The organism is Paenibacillus sp. NPDC057934 (assembly GCF_042887565.1).
In the GTDB taxonomy this organism is placed as follows: domain Bacteria; phylum Bacillota; class Bacilli; order Paenibacillales; family Paenibacillaceae; genus Paenibacillus_AQ.
In genome coordinates this window covers 1-15,899 of sequence record NZ_JBHVPB010000016.1, presented here as the reverse complement: position 1 = coordinate 15,899, position 15,899 = coordinate 1, and the positions used below count along the sequence as shown (strand labels likewise).

Sequence of the window (15,899 nt, the reverse complement as noted above, 5' to 3'; positions counted from 1 at the left end):
TTCCCTATTGCCTACTAGGATAATACCTTTTATTTTAAGTATTGTCTCCACCTATATACAATAAAGATTATGAAAATTGGAATGCTGCGAGGAAAAAGTGTGCCTAAGGAGAGCTTCTTTTACGGTACAAGTGCGTCAAGCCCCATAAACATCAAATAGTGAATGAAAGGGATCTCGCCCCTCGGCTGTTCTATCAGCTGTGTTATTTCCTTTGTCGCCCTTAGCGACAAGTGGCATCTGCCGCTGATGCATCTTGATCGGTATCGCCGCCAGCCCCAGTACCGAACCACACAGTACGATCAAGAGCACTATTCCTGTTAGTATCCACATCGTCGTTCCCTCCATAATTTTCAATCTGGCTTTCTCAGCCTAAAAGACATTCGCTTTCAAAACACTCTATTCAGCCAGATCACCAGGGGGACAATCCCAGCAATCGTTCACCCAGTTCGTTAAGAACTACCCTTCCGTGTTGTCCTGATTGATCAATCTCTTTCCAAAACAGAATCCGCCCGCGCCTGCTATCCTCATCACTATCATGCAATGGAACCATGTTCACTGGAACCATGGTCACTGGCAGCAGATCCGCAGTCTGACTAACCAATTCCAGCTTCTCACTGGCATATATCAGTAAATCCCCCACCTCCAAAGCTATTTCAAGCCTTCTGCCAGAGTGGTCAGCATAATAAAACTTCAACTGCTGGGCGTTCAAAGAAATACAACCCTCTATTTTCGGACTCTGCACGGAACATCGCTGTGCCTCTCCCCCCCTAATTCTCAACCCTTCGAGATTCAACCATAATCCCGGCTGCTTCCACAGTCCGGAAAAAGCTTCATATACCCTGTAACGCAGCAGAATATCCCACATGTACGGATGAGATCGAATTGCTGATAGATCCTTATTCCATAAGGCCGTTTGTCTGTCAGCTTCAGTTGGCATCAAGGAAAGAAGACGCAGAATATAAAATTTCGGGACGGCCCGCCGCAGCAGAAAATATCCATGCTCTCGCCAACAATGCCAATCCTCTTCCGTCCACCCCGATTGCTCCTCTCCGTTATCGTTGCAGTTGTGTGATAGCATATATTCCAGGACCTCCTTTATCTTCATCCATATACAACTACTGACCATGCTGCATTCAAAAGGACTCTAAATAATCTTGTAATGGCAGTTCATTATAATCATCTTTAGAATATATAAAGTAACTTTATAAAGACATTTTAATAACTATGCGTTAAAAATAACAGCGCTACGAAAGATTGTCAATAGTTCTTCCCCTATCCCATTGTCCAACATCAAACAAATGAACCTAAAAGGTATTATTACTTGATAAATGAACGTAAATGGAGTAATTTGAACATATAGAAACCAATTTTTATTCAAAAGGAGAATGATCACACCATGGAAAGACGTTACGCATCCCATCCTCAGGAAGTTAAACAGTTCGATACTGAACGCCTGCGCAAAGAATTCCACATTCCGGTTCTCTTCGTTCCCGATGAGCTAAAGCTGGTGCTGACCCATGAGGATCGCATGATCATTGGCGGCGCGCAACCAGTGACCCAAGAAGTGCAACTGACAACAGATTTAAAGGAGCTTGGTGTCGGATATTTCCTGGAACGCCGTGAGCTTGGTGTAATTAATGTCGGGGGAGCAGGGACGGTGACCGTAGACGGAACCTCCTATGATCTGGGCACAAAGGAGTGTCTGTACGTAGGCCAGGGCTCTAAAGAGGTTAGCTTCAAAAGCAACGACAGCGCCCAGCCGGCCAAGTTCTATCTGAACTCCGCTCCGGCCCATCAATCCTACCCCACTGCCAAGACCACTCTGGCGGAGGCCGACTCCAGCGCTCTGGGGGATATCAAGAATTCCAACGAACGCACCATTTATCGCTTCATTCACACCAATGGTGTTCAAAGTGCGCAACTGGTCATGGGCATGACCGAACTCAAGCCCGGAAATATGTGGAACACGATGCCTGCCCATATTCATCCACGCCGGATGGAGGCTTATTTCTATTTTGGACTCCCGGAAGACGCAGCGGTGTTCCACCTCATGGGTGAGCCAGACGAAACCCGTCATATTGTTATGAGCAACGAGCAAGCGGTCATCTCTCCAAGCTGGTCGATCCACAGCGGCGTTGGCACAAGCAATTATACTTTTATCTGGAGCATGGCCGGAGATAATAAAAGATATGATGATATGGACCCCGTATCCATAAAAGAATTACAATAGAATCACTACATTTACGGAAAGCTGAGGCACTAGGATGAACCCGATACGACGGCATGAGATGATTATGGAGGTTCTGCTGAACCAAAAGGATGTAACCGTCAATGAACTGAGTGACAAGCTCCAGGTCACAGGTAAAACGATACGTGAGGACCTAACCCGATTGGAGGAGCAAGGGCTGATTGTCCGTGTGCACGGTGGTGCCGTGCTGGCACAGAGCGATCAGTTCGGTATTCTGCCGTCCCGTGAGCCGCTCGACAAATACGCCGAGGAGAAAAGCGAGATCGCGCAGCGTGCACTGGCCCACATCGAAGAGGATGATATCATCGCGCTGGACGGAGGCAGCACAACGCTTGAGATCGCCCGGCGGCTCGACAATCGACCATTGACCGTCATCACCAATGATGTGCATATCATCGGCGAACTGGCTCCCAAGGAGCACATCCGTCTCGTCGTTCCCGGAGGGTACCGTGTCCGCAATATGCTGGCTGGTCCGGAAGCCGTCGCCTATGTGCAGAAGCTGAATATTCAAAAAGCCTTTCTCTCGGCAACCGCCGTTCATCTCGAACACGGTCTGTCGATCTATACCGGAGATTTAATCGAATTCAAACAAGCCCTGGTCGCTACAGCCCGTCAAGTAATCGCGGTGGTTGACCATCACAAATTCGGCAACACCGCACTCCGTACGTTCGCCTCACTGGAGGAAGTAGATCTCATACTTACTGATAGTGGCCTCCCTAAGGAGTCTGCACAGCAGTTTCGGAGCGCCGGGGTCTCCCTGGAGTGCGGATCACAGAATTAATACCTAGGTATTAACTACCTTCAGAGGCTTAAAAGGAGTGTAATCCATATGTCATCCTTATTCAGCTTATCCGGCAAAACAGCTCTCGTTACGGGAGGAGCCCGTGGACTCGGTCAAGGCATCGCGCTCGGCTTAGCCGAAGCAGGCGCGGATATCGTCTCGGTCTCATTCAATTCTAGTGACCATACACTGGAAGCTGCCGCAGCCCACGGTGTTAAGACGCTGGGAATCGAGGCCGACCTTAGTCAGCACAGTGAGCTTCAAGCTATTTTTGACGAAGCCCTGACCCTTACCGGGCATGTCGATATTCTCGTCAATAATGCAGGGATCATCCGCCGGGCTCCCGCGGAGCAGCACAGTAAACAAGACTGGTTCGATGTTATCGACCTGAACTTGCATACGGTCTTTCTGCTCTCGCAAATTGCCGGCCGTCACTTCCTGGAACGTAAATCCGGCAAAATCATTAATATCTGCTCCATGCTCTCCTACCAAGGCGGCATCACTGTTCCGGGCTATACCGCCAGCAAGCATGGCGTCGCCGGTCTGACCAAGGCGTTGGCCAATGAATGGGCACGTCATGGGATCAACATCAACGCTATCGCCCCGGGCTACATGGCTACAGACAATACTGCGCCAATTCGGGCCGACGAGAAACGGGCTGAATCCATTCTGGAACGCATCCCTGCAGGGCGCTGGGGATCGCCGGACGATATTAAAGGTCCGGCTGTCTTCCTGGCCTCGGCCGCTTCCGACTATATGAACGGCCATGTTTTGGCCGTTGACGGCGGCTGGCTGGCCAGATAGCTGCACAACTCAAAGGGAGGTCCCCTGCCATCTGCGGCAAGGGACCTCCCTTTTTTCAAAAAAACTTATTTCTGTGCTTACAATATCACCCGTAGTATTTCCCTTCCTATTTCTGCGCTACCATTATCACCTACAGGAAACTTACTTTACACTCATATAGCGTTCGTAAGCGTCTGTCCGGATTTTAATCAATTGCTCTAGGCCCATGTCGCCCAGCTTCTTGATGTAAATATCCCAGGTGTCGTCGATTCCGCCTTTGATCACCCACTGAGCGCGCATGGTGGACACGTAGCTGTCAATATCGGTCGTGAGCGTCGGCAACTCTTTGAACTCTTCTGCGGTGTACATTACGTTCGGGAACGGCGTCGTCACGAATTTGTTGCCAAGCTTGTCGAGTTCCTGCTTCAATCCATCCCCAGTTTCGGGATTCAAGACGATGTCCTTCTCGAACGAAGGGCTTACATATTTGGGACCGAAATCACGCAGCGATTGCTCCCAATACCAGGCATCGGCGCTGGTACCAGCCGGCGGGTCCATCAGGGTATACGTGCCATCGTCATTCTTCTTGATCACGGTACCGATTGCGCCCCAGAAATTCTGGATGCTGGCTTCATTCGTATAGAACTGGTCCGCCCAACGAGCGGCGATCTCCGGATTTTTGCAAGATGTTGTAATCAGCATCTCGTTGCGGTTATAGCTCAGACCACTCGGATCTCCAGGCTGATACTTCTTCCCATCTGGACCAGTGAGCGGTGGGATCGCAATATATTGATCCTTCCATTTGCCGAATACGGCATCCGGCGTCCATTGATACGTGAAGCCAACGATAGCGGCGTCCGCATTCTGCTGTTTGGCTGATGTCATGCTGTTGTCTTGCGTGTACAGTTCTTTGTCAATTAAGCCCTCGCTGTATAATTGATGTGCCCATTTGAGGCCTTCTTTATATTCCTCAGATGTCGGGATGAAGAGCGGCTTGCCATCTCTGACCATCATGCTGTTTAAATTAATGTCTGTGATGCCGAAAGGTGTAAGAAAATCCCCCAGTCCATTCTCCGTAAAAGGAATCTCGTCATTCTTGCCGTTTCCGTTCGGGTCCTGCTCCTTAAAAGCTTTCAATACATTGTGAAGATCATCAATGGTGTCAGGGACCTTCAGTCCCAATTTGTCAAGCCATGCCTTGTTGATGACAGGCTGATTCTTGCTCTGCGGCCGGGCCGGCAGCCTAGTTGGCAAAGAGTATATTTTCCCATCGGGATAAGTGCTGATCTTTCTAAGCTCTGGTGTCTCTTCCATAGCCGCCTTAAGGTTAGGCATATATTGGGCGATATAATCATCCAGCGGGCGGAAATAACTCAGGTTATTCACGATATCCGAATCAGAGAACGTTTGGTTGCCTATAATGATGTCCGGCAGCGTACCACTGGCCAGCATGATGGATTTCTGTTCGGCCCAGTCGTTGGAGGATACGACTTGCCATTCGATTTTAACATTCGTGTTCTTCTCCAGATCCTTGAGCCACTGGTTATTAGTGAAGGTATCACCCATATTGCCCCAGCGCATCGTCAGAACCTTCAGGGTCACCGGCTCTGTCACAATCGGCAGGCCTTCCTTGTTGAAACTGCCTGGCGTTTTAGCCGCAGTATTGTCATTTCCTCCCCCACATGCTGTGAGTCCAAACAGTAATGTAGCCGCAAGCATCATCGTTGCTATTTTTTTAACCGAACCTTTGGTAGATTTATTCATCACATCATCCCCCGTTTCATTGTTATAAGAAGTTCTTATCTATTCCTTCACGGCGCCGATCATCACCCCCTGGTTAAAGTACTTTTGCACAAATGGATAAATGCACATGATCGGCACGGTAGCTACAATAATGACGGAATAACGCATCATACTGGCGAGTCGCAGGGCAATTTGCGCAGCTTCACCGGTTCCAATCCCCGACTGCATTTGGTTGGTGATCAGAATGTTGCGCAGGATCAGCTGCAGCGGATACAGATTCGGGTTCTTCAGATAGATCAGCGCGTTAAAAAAGGAATTCCAATAACCTACGGCAATCCAGAGCGCCAGCACGGCTATGATTGCTTTGGACAGCGGCAGGACAACCAGAGCGAAGTACCGGAGGTTGCCACAGCCGTCGATCTGGGCCGCCTCCCACAAATCACCGGGAATGCTGGATTGGAAGAAGGTCCTGGCTACGATGATATTGAACACGACTACGGAAAAAGGCAGGACCATTACGAGAAATGTGTCGTACAAATGGAAATCCCGAATCGTTAGAAAGGTTGGAATCAGTCCCCCGTTGAAGAACATTGTAAAGATGAAGAACAGAGACAGGAACTTGCGTCCGACAAGGTCTCTACGAGATAATGCATACGCCGCTGAGACATTGACAACCAGCCCGATTGCTGTGCCGACTACTGTGTAGAGTATGGTATTTCTATAGCCGATCCAGATGTTTCCATGCTTCAGCAGTTCCTTATACCCATCCAATGTGAAGCCGCTGGGAAATAACCATACCTTGCCGTTCGCTACGGCGGACGGATCACTAAATGAAGCGATTACAATAAAATACAGCGGGTAGATCAGCAGTACAAGGAACAGCACCGCAACAATGTAAACGCCAAACTCCATGATCCAGTCAGAGGATCGGTTTCTGATGCTCCGCTGCTGCTGGGCTGCAGGTTCCAATACACTCATCTTGTGCACCCCCTTCCTACCATAGACTGTTTTCGCTAACTTTCTTGGATATCTGGTTCACAAGAATCAGCAGAATAAAGTTGATGATGGTATTGAATAGATTGATTGCTGACGAGAAGCTGTATTGGCTGCTAAGTAGCCCTATTTTGTAAACATAGGTAGACAGAATCTCGCTGGCTGGTAAGTTTAGATCATTCTGCATCAGGTACACCTTCTCGAATCCGACACCCAGCAGTCCGCCGACCCGCAGAATTAGCAGCGTCACCGCTGTTGGCATCAGCATGGGAATGTCAATGTACCGGATTTTGTGCCAGCGGCTGGCCCCGTCCACGGTCGCAGCTTTATATAAACTAGGGTCCACCGCTGAAAGTGCGGCGATGAAGATAATACTGTCCCAGCCGACATGCTGCCACACATCGGACCAGACATACACGCTGCTGAACAATGCGGACGATCCCATCAAATCAGGAGGATCTCCACCAAACAGATTGTAGAGATTACCGACCAGGCCCGTGCTGGGAGAGAACAAGATCAGCATCAAGCCCACCATAACGACCGTCGAGATAAAATGCGGCATGTAAGATACGGTTTGAAAAAAACGTCTGAACCGGTTCGGCCGCATCTGGTTAACCATCAACGCCAGCATGATCGGAATCGGGAAGGTCACCATGCTGTAAAGACTGATTATCAGCGTGTTCTTCAGCGTTGCGGAGAATTGATAGGAGTTAAAGAACTTCTCAAAATATTTGAGCCCCGCCCAAGGGCTACCTCCTATTCCAGAAGCCGGGCTGTAATCCTTGAACGCAATGAGAACCCCGTACATCGGAGTGTAGGCGAACAGCAGGGTCAGTATCACAGCGGGAAAAAGTAGTACATAGAGCCCCCAGTTGCGCCTGATCTGTGCCCATGTCCGTCCTGTACTGAATTGACCGGATGGCATATGAATCCATTCCCTTCCCCAAAAGATGTAGCCTAAGCTTTCCTCCACCCTTGCTGCTCAATCGATTGAACAACTTCAGTATAGCGGTCCCAGCGTAACAATATCGGACCTCATAGGACCGCTATTCGGACATTTCCAGCTCCATTTTCCCTTTAAAATCTCTCTTTCCCCTGACGCGTGGCAGAAGCATATTGATATCCAGACTTTTCCATGTTCTTTCCGGACTTTACCGTTAAAAGCGTATTTTTAGCCATGTTTTTTTAAAATGAAAGTCTTATAATGTTTTTATTACCATATAAAACGCATTCATTACTATGGAATCCAGAAAGGACAACGCTCCTGGCCTATGGCAAAACACAAACCGAGCAAGTCGTATTCCATCAAATATTACGTACGAATTATGCTAGTCATTTCCTTTATCGCATTAGTTGTGGACCTCGCGATCAGCATTGCCTCCATCTCTATAGTCAAGCAACAGTCCACCCGTTATTTGCAAGACACCGCCGAGCTGTATATCAACCGTATTAACTATGATTTTAATTACATCAGCCATTTTATGGGCTGGGCATTAGCCAATGATGATAACTTCAAGACCATGAGTGACTCCCCCGTGGAAAGCATTGACTTCCGGGAGGCGAACGAGAAGCTGCGTATGCGTTTTGCCGAGCTGCAAAGAAACTACGGTCAGGGGTACAACTTCTTCTTTTATCTGGAGAAACATAACTTCTTTCTGAACTGTGCGCCGATGACCCTCTCCTACAGTGACTATTTGGAAGTCAAAAGACAGATTCTCTCTCTGACTGAGAACAAAGGAGTCTACGACAAATTCTATGCCAAGTGGACCCCTATTCTCGCCAATGGCAAGTATTTCATTATTAGCTTTGTGCCTTATCATGACCGCTACCTGGTGGGACTCATCTCTGCGAATGACCTGATTGCTCCTCTACAGCAAATGAACCTGGGCGCTGACGGCTATGCCTCCCTGGTCTATAAGCACGGCACGATCGTCTCCGGTCCAGATTATGAAAAAGGACAGGAACCCGCGTTGCAGGAAGAACCTAAGCCATCCTTTCTTGACCTGATCCAGTCGCGGACTACGGTGGTCAGCGATTTTGCCAACGCCTCATTAAGCGTCAAGATGGTCATTAAATTCGGCACCTTCGAGAAAATCATGATTGCCCAGCTGCTGATTCTCGTCCTGTTTTTCCTGCTAATCTTCACCCTGAGCGCTGTAATGATGCTGTTCATGCGCAAGGTTCTAAGTCCCATTCAGAGCTTCTCGGAGAATTTGGGGCGCATCAATGCGGAGGGCGAACCGGCAGATTTCGAGAGCAGCACAATTATCGAGTTGGAGCAGGCCAACGGACAGTTTAAGCAGCTTGTGGATCAGCTAAAAAAGTTCAAAATCGAGATGTACGAACAGGAGCTCGAGAAGCAGAAGATTCGGCTCGATTACATGAAAATGCAAATCAAACCTCATTTTTTCCTGAATTGTCTGACCAGTATTTACAGCATGGCCCAAATTCAAATGTATGAAGAAATTGAAGAAATGTCGATGGCTACATCTAAGTATTTTAGGTACATTTTTCAGAGCGGAGAAAACTTCGTACGGCTGGAGGATGAAATCGAGCATGTGCGGATCTATCTGGATATTCAGAAATCACGTTACCGGAATGCGTTCTCTTATCATATCGAACGTCCTCTAAGCATGGAAGGATTGCAGATTCCGCCGCTGGTGCTTCAGACCTTCATTGAGAACTCCGTAAAGTATGCGGTCTCAAGAGATCAGGAGCTGCAAATCAGGCTGACGGTGTTTACCCCATATAATGTGGAAGCAGGTGACAAGGCTTGTATCCGGATCACCGATACCGGGCCGGGCTTTCCGCCGGAAATCCTGGAGAAGCTGTCGCGGGGAGACCTACTAGATCAAACCGATGGACACCGAATCGGGATCACGAATACCCAGCAAAGGCTGGAGCTGCTATACGGACGACAGGCGGAGGTCCATTTCTCCAATATGCTGAGCGGCGGAGCCTGCGTAACCATCCTACTTCCCAAAGTACCGCAAACACGAAGCTGACGAGGAGGGAGTTTGCCGATGAATGCTTTGCTTGTGGATGATGATTATTTTGTAATTACCGCACTGAAGAAAAGAATTGATTGGCCCGCTTTGTCTATTGATCATATTTATACCGCTTACAATGTGGCACAAGCACGTGAAATTCTGCTTCAACATCCGGTGCACATTCTAATCTGTGATATCGAAATGCCTCAAGGAAGCGGGCTGGAGCTGCTTGCCTGGATTCGTTCCGAGCAGTACAGCATCCAGACGATTTTCCTAACGAATTATGCCGACTTCAATTACGCGCAGAAAGCGATAGAGCTGCAAAGCTTCGATTATTTCCTGAAGCCGATTGAATTCGACAAGCTGACCTTGATTATCTATAAAGCTGTTGCCAAGGCCAAGGAGCAGCAAAATAACGAAAAAGCAATCCGCGAGGGCGTGCTATGGCAGAAAAACAGAAGCAAGATGATTGAACATAGCTGGCGCAGGCTGATTACTGGAAAATCTTATCCGGCGGACCCTACCAATCTAGCTCCTTATCTGGCTGAGCAGAACCTTCCCTATCAGTCCTGTGATCTGTTCCTCCCCTTGCTGGTCAATCTGTTTCCATATGACCGAAGTTTGGGCAAGGAAGACAAGAACCTGTTCGACTATGCTCTGCTAAATGTGATCCATGAATTGTTTCAGCATCCCCTCTTTCAAGTGGAAGCGATCACTGAGATTAAGGATTATAACTGGATGATTATTCTGAAATGGAACTGTAGTCCTGATCCCGGAATGCTCGAAGGCCACTGCTCCGGCTTCATTGCCCAGGCTAACAAATTCCTGAAATGCGACGCCTGCTGCAATATTGGCAAATCTCTGACGCTCGGGGCGATCCGCAAGGAGATTCAGGAGCTGCTGGTGATGAATGAGGAAATGATCAAGCACCGCAACCAGACCTTTCTACTGGAACACTACCGCAAATCTGAGGCGATCTACACCCCGCCCAATCTGATCCTGCTGGAGCAGCTACTGAATGAGAACAACTACACCGAGTTTCTGGAGCTGACCTTAAGCTATCTGCATGAGCTCATTCAGGGCCAGATCGTCAACACTTCGGTGCTCAGCTTGCTGCGGTTGGACATTGTCCAGCTCGTATACGCCCATCTTAAGAGCAAGGAGATCGAAGCACATAAGCTGTACATGGGCAGAGCCGGAGATCAGCTGTTCATACACTCCCTGAATTCGATTGAGGATATGCAGCAATATATTGGCTATCTGGTCAATACTGCGGCGGAATACCGCAATTTTGCCGAGCAGCCTAAGTCAGTCGTGCAAGAGATCACCCATTATATCCAAACCCACTGCGGCAACGATCTGACACGCAACAGCCTCGCAGAGATTGTCTATCTCAATCCGGATTATCTGGCCCGACTCTTCAAGAAGGAGACAGGGGTTTCACTTGGCAATTATATCATCCAGACCCGTCTAGCCGCTGCCAAGCATCTTCTGGAAACCACCCGGCAGTCGGTCTACACCATCGCCAGCAAGGTCGGATATTCGAACTATTCCCATTTCTCGAAGTTGTTTAAGCTAGATAACGGCTGCAGCCCTAACGAATATCGCAAGAATCTAAGGGAATTGAAAGAGCTGAAATCACTTCCCGAATGGAATTGAGACTTCGAAGAGAACATAAAAAAGCGTCCACTCCCAATACTACATTAGGGAGTGGACGCTTTTTAACATTAGACAGTCAAAAGGCTACACAGCGGCAAATTGGCTATTATATAAGTTGGCGTAATAGCCTCCGCTCGCCAGCAATTCATCATGAGTGCCGCTCTCCACGATATCGCCGTCCTTCATATAGAGGATGAGATCCGACTCCCGGATCGTCGACAACCGGTGAGCGATCACAAAGCTGGTTCGCCCGGCAATCATCTTCAGGAACGCTTTTTGGATCCGAACCTCAGTCAGTGTGTCAATGCTACTGGTCGCCTCATCTAGAATCAGCATAGGCGGATCCACCAGCATGACCCGGGCAATCGTCAGCAGCTGCTTCTGACCCTGTGACAGATTGTCCCCGGAGCCACTGATCCGGGTCTCATACCCTTCCGGCAGACGCTTGATGAAACCATGCGCGTTAGCAGCCTTAGCCGCAGCAACCACCTCTTCATGACTGGCCTCAGGCTTGCCGTAGGCAATGTTCTCGTGGATGGTCCCACCGAACAGCCAGGTCTCCTGCAGCACCATCCCGAAATTGCGGCGCAGACTGTCCCGGGTGATCGTGTTAATGTCCACTCCATCAATCGCAATGATCCCGCTGTCGACATCATAGAAGCGCATCAGCAGGTTGACCAGCGTCGTCTTCCCTGCCCCCGTCTGCCCTACAATTGCCACCCGGGTTCCCGGCTTCACTTCCAGGCTGAAACCGGTAATGAGTGGCCGTTCCGGTTCATAAGCAAAGCGCACTTGATCGAACGTGATCGTTCCCCGGCTGGTTTTAAGCTCCACAGCCCCTTCGGCATCTGGTTTCTCTGGTGCCAAATCCATAATCGCGAAGATACGCTGCGCCGAGGCCGTTGCTGCTTGCAACTGTGTGATCACTCCGGTGATCTCGTTGAACGGCTTGGCGAACAAATTCGAATAAATCAAGAAGCTGGATAGATCTCCTACCGTCAGGTGGTTCATAATGACCATGACACTGCCGATCATCGCTATAACCGAGAATGTCAGATTATTTACCAGTCGGGTGGTTGGATTCGATAGTGAACCATAGAACTGTGATTTTACACCTGTCTGGTACAGCGCTTCATTCTGCTCAGCAAACGCTGCAAAAGCACGCTCTTCATACTGATAAGCTTGAACAACCTTCTGCCCGCCAACCAGCTCTTCCACATAACCGTTCAGCCCACCAAGAATTTTAGCCTGATCCCGGAACATCTGCTGCGAACGGGTCGTAATAAAACGCGCTGCAAAATACGAAGCCGGAGCGGACAAGAGCACCACCAGGGTCATGAGCGGACTGATATAGAGCATCAGCCCAATCGCTCCCGCAATCGTAACCACGCCAGTCAGAAGTGTAGAGAAACCTTGCTGCAATCCGTCCGAGACAGCATCCATGTCGTTGACAAAACGGCTGATGCTATCACCTTGCGGATGATTATCATGAAATTTCAGCGGCAAGACGTTCAGCTTGTCAAACAGCTCACGCCGCATATCATTGATGGTTCGGTAAGCGATCCGGTTCATTAGCGCAGTAAGCAGCCATCCGAAGAGACTGCCGATGAGATAGATAGCACCAAGAATAAGCAGCAGGCGCAGGATGGCCGGAAAATCTACTTTTCCCGGACCGATCATAAAGTCAATCGCCTTACCAATCAGGAGAGGTCCTATCAAGCTCGCCACCACGCTGAGAATGGCACAGATGACTGCAAGAATCATCAGGCTTCGGTACTGGGATGTATAGACGATGAGTCTCTTCCACGTATTGTTTCTTTTCATTGTCCAGACTCCTCACTCGATAACTGGGACAGGCAAATTTCTTTATACTCTGCACAGCTGTCCATCAGTTCTTCATGACTTCCTATGCCGGCAATCCGCCCCTCCTCAAATACGATAATTTTATCCGATTGCCGTACTGTGCTTACCCGCTGGGACACCACAAGCACGGTCATTTCCCGGCTGTATTCTTTCAACGCCTTACGCAGTGCTGCATCTGTGGCAAAATCAAGCGCGCTTGACGAGTCGTCCAGAATCAGCACCTGTGGTTTACGGATGACGGCACGTGCGATGGTCAGACGCTGTTTCTGTCCTCCGGACAGGTTCATCCCTCCTCTGGATACCTTCGTATTCAGTCCTTCCGGCAGCTTGTGAATAAATTCAGCCGCCTGAGCGACTTCAGCTGCCCGCAGGACCTCCTCTTCCGTTGCCTCTCCGTTGCCCCAGCGGATATTATCCGCAATGGTGCCCGTGAATAGCAATGCTTTCTGCGGAACAATCGCGATCTTCTCGCGCAGCCTGGAGAGCGGATACTCTTTGACATCCAGGCCATCCACAGTGATGCTGCCCTCTACTGCATCATAGAAACGGGGAATCAGGTTCACAAAAGTAGATTTTCCCGAACCAGTACTGCCGATCAGTCCCACCGTCTCTCCCCGGTTAATGACCGCAGAGATATTATTCAGCGCCAGCTCGCCGGTACTGCTGTATCCGAAGGACACCTGATCGAAGGCAATCTTGGGTACCTCCTGGTGACCGGCAGGCTCGTTAAGACCGGTGTCTTTTACCGATGGAGTTACCGCCAACACTTCATTGATCCGACTGGCTGAAGACGATGCCTTGGTGAAGATGATCACCAGATTGGAGACCACAATCAGGGCCAGTAGAATCTGCGTAACATAGTTGATAAAAGCAATAATTTCCCCTTGCGAGAGACGGCCGCTATCGATGTGAAAGCCCCCGGCCCACAGGATAGCTATGATCGCTGCGTTCACCACTAACGTGGTGAGCGGTCCGAGCCAGGCAGAGATACGTCCAACCCGAATCGCCGTAGCCGTCAAATCATCGGAGGACTCTGCAAAACGAGCGCGCTCCTGGCGGCTCTTGGCAAACGCACGAATAACACGCAAACCAGACAGATTCTCGCTCAGCACCAGGGCCAAACCATCCAGCTTCTTCTGGTACAGTCGATATAGCGGAGATGTCTGGCTGATAATCAAGTATAGAATAATCCCGAATATGGGCGTGGCCGCTAGCAGAATCAGTGATAGCCGGAAGTCGAGAATCATGGACATGATAATCGCCCCGATGCAGATAAACGGTGCCCGGATCACCAGGCGGATCAGCATGGCAACGGCCAGCTGTAGCTGATTAACATCATTCGTGATCCGGTTGATCAACGAAGGCGTTCCGAAGGTATCCAGTTCGGCATAAGACAATGACGAGATATGACGAAACATCTTGTTGCGGAGCGTGGTACCAAAACCCTGTGAGGCGCGGGCAGCGTAATACTGGCAGATCATAGAGCAGCCGAAGCCGAGGAGCGACATCAAGAGCATCAACCCACCCATCCGGTACACATATCCGCTGTCCTGATGCCCAATCCCATTATTGATAATCAGGGCAACAAAAGTTGGCAGCAGCAGCTCGAGGATCGCCTCCAGCAGCTTAAAGATAGGGCCGATGATAGCTTCTTTTCGATACGGTTTTAAATACACGGCAATTTTGAACACTGGAATCCACACCTAACCTAAGAAGTATTTAAGTATTTGATTTTTCTATAAGACCAGTTATGATTATGTCATATCTTTTTTCATATTAATAATATTTGATTCGTATCAGTGCGATACGATTAACATATCTCAAACCGGAGGTTTCCCATGGACATCAGGCAGCTCAAATACTTTTTGGCTATCGCCGAGGAAGGCCAAATCACTTCAGCAGCACGCAAGCTGCAGATGGCCCAGCCACCTCTAAGCCAACAACTCAAGCTTCTTGAAGATGAGCTCGGCGTCAAACTCTTTGAACGTGGCCCCCGTAGCGTACAGCTCACGGATGCAGGCATCATTCTGCGAAACCGGGCGCAGCAGATCCTGGAGCTGGCGGACTCCACCACCCGGGAGATTAATGACTTCGCTAAAGGTATGAAGGGAACCATTACTGTCGGAACCGTCTCCTCCTCTGGCGCAACCCTGCTTCAGGATAGACTGCGCGAATTCCACAAAATGTATGCCGGTATCAAATTTGAAATTCATGAAGGTAATACTTTTATGGTGATAGATCTACTCAATAAAGGAATCGTAGAGGTCGGCATTGTCCGCACCCCCTTTAATACTACAAACCTGGAATGCAAGTACAGCAGTGCAGAACCCATGATCGCCGTGATGACCCCGGACTATGATTGGAGCAAGGGACAATCCTCCATGGAGGTTGGAGAGCTGCAGAACAAGCCGCTGATCATTTATCGGCGGTTCGAGCAGTTAATCCGCGAAGCCTGTATCGACCAAGGCTTTGAACCTTCCTTCTTTTGCATGAATGATGATGCCAGAACCACACTACTCTGGGCCAACGCCGGGTTAGGCATTGGTATTATTCCCAAGTCTGCCTTTGGACTTGTGAACAACAGCAATTTGTTGTACAAAGAGATCCGCAGCGAGACGCTGCGCACCCGCGTCGCTGCCATCTGGATGAAAGACAAGTACCTCTCCTCGCTGGCAGCCAAGTTTATTGAATGCTTTGGCTAAGACGTATCTTTATAGAGAAAGCAAATAACCCGTCCTGGTATACTGGTCAAGACCCCATTTTATAGACATTGAAAAAAGACCCTAGGCTATAAGCTGCTTCCGGTACTCTACCGGAGGCAGCTTATTTAGTTTACGTT

At 49.2% G+C, this 15,899-nt stretch carries 13 protein-coding genes; 6 read left to right on the top strand and 7 right to left on the bottom strand.

Going from position 1 to position 15,899, the window contains the following annotated elements:
* Positions 1-135: 135 nt before the first annotated feature.
* Together ACFVRY_RS27205 and ACFVRY_RS27200 are read right to left on the bottom strand one after the other, a co-directional pair.
* Entirely contained in the window at positions 136-330 is a 195-nt protein-coding gene (locus ACFVRY_RS27205) for a hypothetical protein (RefSeq protein WP_387503433.1), read from the bottom strand.
* Between the two features lie 79 nt (positions 331-409).
* The gene (locus ACFVRY_RS27200; protein ID WP_387503432.1) at positions 410-1,078 is read right to left on the bottom strand and encodes a hypothetical protein; all 669 of its coding nucleotides are present in this window, start codon (positions 1,076-1,078) and stop codon (positions 410-412) included.
* A 318-nt stretch (positions 1,079-1,396) separates the two neighbouring features.
* On the opposite strand from ACFVRY_RS27200, the gene kduI reads away from it, so the two are divergent.
* Genes kduI through kduD form a run of 3 tightly spaced genes read left to right on the top strand, consistent with a single transcriptional unit; the run spans position 1,397 to position 3,833 of the window.
* Entirely contained in the window at positions 1,397-2,230 is an 834-nt protein-coding gene (gene kduI, locus ACFVRY_RS27195) for a 5-dehydro-4-deoxy-D-glucuronate isomerase (protein ID WP_387503431.1), read from the top strand.
* Positions 2,231-2,264: 34 nt separating this feature from the next.
* Complete coding sequence (locus ACFVRY_RS27190) at positions 2,265-3,029, top strand: DeoR/GlpR family DNA-binding transcription regulator (RefSeq protein ID WP_387503430.1); 765 nt, start codon at positions 2,265-2,267, stop codon at positions 3,027-3,029.
* A gap of 48 nt (positions 3,030-3,077) precedes the next feature.
* Positions 3,078-3,833 (top strand): 2-dehydro-3-deoxy-D-gluconate 5-dehydrogenase KduD, encoded by a 756-nt coding sequence (kduD, locus tag ACFVRY_RS27185; protein ID WP_387503429.1) that lies wholly within the window; start codon positions 3,078-3,080, stop codon positions 3,831-3,833.
* A 141-nt stretch (positions 3,834-3,974) separates the two neighbouring features.
* Here kduD and ACFVRY_RS27180 read toward each other — a convergent pair whose 3' ends face one another.
* The 3 genes from ACFVRY_RS27180 to ACFVRY_RS27170 are packed head-to-tail and all read right to left on the bottom strand — an operon-like array spanning position 3,975 to position 7,473.
* Complete coding sequence (locus ACFVRY_RS27180; protein WP_387503428.1) at positions 3,975-5,576, bottom strand: extracellular solute-binding protein; 1,602 nt, start codon at positions 5,574-5,576, stop codon at positions 3,975-3,977.
* A gap of 39 nt (positions 5,577-5,615) precedes the next feature.
* Entirely contained in the window at positions 5,616-6,533 is a 918-nt protein-coding gene (locus tag ACFVRY_RS27175) for a carbohydrate ABC transporter permease (protein ID WP_387503426.1), read from the bottom strand.
* 16 nt (positions 6,534-6,549) lie between these two features.
* A complete protein-coding gene (locus ACFVRY_RS27170; RefSeq protein WP_387503478.1) occupies positions 6,550-7,473 on the bottom strand; it encodes an ABC transporter permease in 924 nt (307 codons plus the stop codon).
* 346 nt (positions 7,474-7,819) lie between these two features.
* On the opposite strand from ACFVRY_RS27170, the gene ACFVRY_RS27165 reads away from it, so the two are divergent.
* Complete coding sequence (locus ACFVRY_RS27165) at positions 7,820-9,553, top strand: cache domain-containing sensor histidine kinase (RefSeq protein ID WP_387503425.1); 1,734 nt, start codon at positions 7,820-7,822, stop codon at positions 9,551-9,553.
* A gap of 18 nt (positions 9,554-9,571) precedes the next feature.
* Positions 9,572-11,197, top strand: coding sequence for a response regulator (locus tag ACFVRY_RS27160; protein ID WP_387503424.1), 1,626 nt, complete (start codon positions 9,572-9,574; stop codon positions 11,195-11,197).
* A gap of 84 nt (positions 11,198-11,281) precedes the next feature.
* On the opposite strand, the gene ACFVRY_RS27155 is transcribed toward ACFVRY_RS27160, so the two are convergent.
* Together ACFVRY_RS27155 and ACFVRY_RS27150 are read right to left on the bottom strand one after the other, a co-directional pair.
* Complete coding sequence (locus ACFVRY_RS27155) at positions 11,282-13,021, bottom strand: ABC transporter ATP-binding protein (RefSeq protein ID WP_387503423.1); 1,740 nt, start codon at positions 13,019-13,021, stop codon at positions 11,282-11,284.
* Positions 13,018-14,751, bottom strand: coding sequence for an ABC transporter ATP-binding protein (locus ACFVRY_RS27150; RefSeq protein WP_387503422.1), 1,734 nt, complete (start codon positions 14,749-14,751; stop codon positions 13,018-13,020). Before ACFVRY_RS27150 ends, ACFVRY_RS27155 begins: the two co-directional genes overlap by 4 nt.
* 147 nt (positions 14,752-14,898) lie before the next feature.
* Here ACFVRY_RS27150 and ACFVRY_RS27145 point away from each other — a divergent pair, with 147 nt between their 5' ends.
* Positions 14,899-15,762, top strand: a complete 864-nt coding sequence (locus ACFVRY_RS27145; RefSeq protein WP_387503421.1) for a LysR family transcriptional regulator — start codon at positions 14,899-14,901, stop codon at positions 15,760-15,762.
* Positions 15,763-15,899: the final 137 nt, after the last annotated feature.

Coding starts and splice junctions, on each gene's coding strand:
- ACFVRY_RS27170 (WP_387503478.1), bottom strand. CDS start 7,473: ATGCCATCCGGTCAATTCAGTACAGGACGGACATGGGCACAGATCAGG.
- ACFVRY_RS27180 (WP_387503428.1), bottom strand. CDS start 5,576: ATGAATAAATCTACCAAAGGTTCGGTTAAAAAAATAGCAACGATGATG.
- ACFVRY_RS27190 (WP_387503430.1), top strand. CDS start 2,265: ATGAACCCGATACGACGGCATGAGATGATTATGGAGGTTCTGCTGAAC.
- ACFVRY_RS27200 (WP_387503432.1), bottom strand. CDS start 1,078: ATGCTATCACACAACTGCAACGATAACGGAGAGGAGCAATCGGGGTGG.
- ACFVRY_RS27205 (WP_387503433.1), bottom strand. CDS start 330: ATGTGGATACTAACAGGAATAGTGCTCTTGATCGTACTGTGTGGTTCG.
- ACFVRY_RS27165 (WP_387503425.1), top strand. CDS start 7,820: ATGGCAAAACACAAACCGAGCAAGTCGTATTCCATCAAATATTACGTA.
- kduI (WP_387503431.1), top strand. CDS start 1,397: ATGGAAAGACGTTACGCATCCCATCCTCAGGAAGTTAAACAGTTCGAT.
- ACFVRY_RS27175 (WP_387503426.1), bottom strand. CDS start 6,533: ATGAGTGTATTGGAACCTGCAGCCCAGCAGCAGCGGAGCATCAGAAAC.
- ACFVRY_RS27155 (WP_387503423.1), bottom strand. CDS start 13,021: ATGAAAAGAAACAATACGTGGAAGAGACTCATCGTCTATACATCCCAG.
- ACFVRY_RS27145 (WP_387503421.1), top strand. CDS start 14,899: ATGGACATCAGGCAGCTCAAATACTTTTTGGCTATCGCCGAGGAAGGC.
- ACFVRY_RS27160 (WP_387503424.1), top strand. CDS start 9,572: ATGAATGCTTTGCTTGTGGATGATGATTATTTTGTAATTACCGCACTG.
- kduD (WP_387503429.1), top strand. CDS start 3,078: ATGTCATCCTTATTCAGCTTATCCGGCAAAACAGCTCTCGTTACGGGA.